Annotated in this window: 2 protein-coding genes; both read left to right on the forward strand. The window is 71.6% G+C overall.

Translation table 11 applies throughout. The features are described from left to right. The first annotated feature begins 210 nt into the window (after positions 1 to 210). Complete coding sequence (locus tag I5E_RS12260) at positions 211 to 801, forward strand: TetR/AcrR family transcriptional regulator (RefSeq protein ID WP_022907241.1); 591 nt, start codon at positions 211 to 213, stop codon at positions 799 to 801. A gap of 212 nt (positions 802 to 1013) precedes the next feature. Beyond that, positions 1014 to 2064 (forward strand): M3 family metallopeptidase (locus I5E_RS12265; protein WP_042723830.1); only part of this gene is annotated, 1051 nt, incomplete at its 3' end.

Consider the following 2064-nt stretch of genomic DNA (forward strand, 5'->3'; position numbering starts at 1 on the left):
CATTTCTGCTCACGATGCGAGCACGCGCGCTCCTTCGCGAGCCAGCTCAGCAGGATCTCGTTGCAGGCCGTGCGGAGCGCCCTCGATCTCGACGTACTCGGCGTGCGGCAGGACGCAACGGTCGTTCTCCGCCGATGTGGCCTACAGTAGAGAACGGTCGTTCCCGGCGCGGGTCGAGAACGGTGAACACGCAGCGAACGAGGTCCGCCCATGGCAGCCAGCACCCTCCCGACCGTCGACCCCGACGTCCGGGCACACATCGTCGACGTCGCCGACCAGCTCTTCTACGCCCGCGGCATCCAGGCCGTCGGCATGGACGAGATCCGCACCGGTGCCGGGGTGTCGCTGAAGAAGCTCTACGCCGCGTTCCCCGGCAAGGAGCAGCTGATCGCGGCGGTCCTCGCCGGACGCCACGACATCTGGGAACACGGGGTCCACGGTGCGGTCGACAGCGCCGCCACCGCGCGGGACAAGCTGCTCGCGGTCTACGACTTCCTCGAGTCGTGGTTCGGCGACGACACCTTCCGCGGCTGCGGCTTCATCAACGCCTTCGGGGAACTCGGGGCCACCTCCCCCGCCGTCGCCGAGATCGCGCGTGCCCACAAGGACTCGTTCCAGCGCTTCGTGCAGGACCTCGCGGCGTCGGTCGTCGCGGATCCCACCACCGCCGAGGAACTCGCCGCGCAGCTCGCGCTCCTCGCCGAGGGTGCGCAGACCACGGCCGCCATCGCCGGCTCGTCGACGCCGGCGCGGCACGCGCGGCGCGCGGCCGAGACGCTGATCGACGCAGCGACGCGCTGAGCGCGAGCCCTGCAGTTCCGGGCCAGGCCCTTCCGGGCGTACCGGGTCGAATCGCGCGTACCTGATCGATAATCTCGACCAGGTACGCCCGTTCCCGCTTTCCAGTCCAGTCGCTGTGGGAAGGAACGCACCCAGCGGCCCGACGGGAGGCGCGGGTCGGGCCCGCACCGCGCCTCCCGTCCCACAGCGACCAGGGTCCGTAGGGTGGAGCGATGGCAACCCCGTTCGATGGACCGAGCACTCTTCCCTACTCCCTCCCGCCGTTCCGTGAGGTGCGGCTCGAGCACCACCGCCCCGCGTTCGACGCCGGCATGGCCGAGCAGCGCACCGAGGTCGAGGCCATCGCCTCCTCCCCCGACGAGCCGACGTTCGAGAACACCCTCGTGGCGCTCGAGCGCACCGGGCAGCTGCTCGCCCGCGTCAGCCACGTGTTCTTCACCCTGTCGTCGGCGGACTCGACGCCGGAGCTGCACGACCTCGAGGCCGAGGTCTCCCCGCTCCTCGCCGCGCACCGTGACGCGATCACGCTCGACAGCCGCCTGTACGCACGGGTCGCAGCGGTCCGTGCCTCGCTCGCCGACCGGACGGACCTCACCGACGAGGACCGTCGACTGGTCGAGCGGACGTACACCGAGATGACCCTGGCCGGCGCCGGGCTGGACGACGCGGGCAAGGAACGCCTCACCGCGATCAACCAGGAGCTCTCGACGCTCACCACGACCTTCGAGCGGAACCTGCTCGAGGACACCAACGACCTCGCCGTGCACGTGTCCGACGAGGCGGAACTGTCCGGCCTCGACGACGGCGCGAAGTCCGCCGCCGCCGCAGCCGCAGCGGACCGGGGGCTCGACGGCTGGCTCATCACACTGCCGCTCTACACGGGGCACCCGTGGCTGGCGTCTCTGACCGACCGCGGCCTGCGCGCGCGGATCATGGAGGCGTCGCTCGTTCGTGGCCGTCGAGGCAACGAACACGACAACCGCGACGTCCTCCTGCGCATCGTCCGGCTCCGGGCCGAGCGGGCCGAGCTCCTCGGCTTCCCGAACCACGCCGCCGTGGTCACCGCCGACGAGACCGCGGGCACGCCCGAGGCCGTCGACGGACTGCTGTCGTCCCTCGTCGGCGCGGCCGCGCGCAACGCGGACGACGAACGAGCGGTCCGCGCCCGGGTGCTCGGGCACGAGGTCGAGTCGTGGGACTGGGCGTACGCGACCGAGCTCCTGCGCGGCGAGCAGTTCGCGGCGGACAGCTCGGCGTCCGCCC

Origin of the sequence: Curtobacterium sp. B18 (assembly GCF_000333375.1) — a bacterium.
GTDB lineage: Bacteria > Actinomycetota > Actinomycetes > Actinomycetales > Microbacteriaceae > Curtobacterium.

Coding starts and splice junctions, on each gene's coding strand:
- I5E_RS12260 (WP_022907241.1), top strand. CDS start 211: ATGGCAGCCAGCACCCTCCCGACCGTCGACCCCGACGTCCGGGCACAC.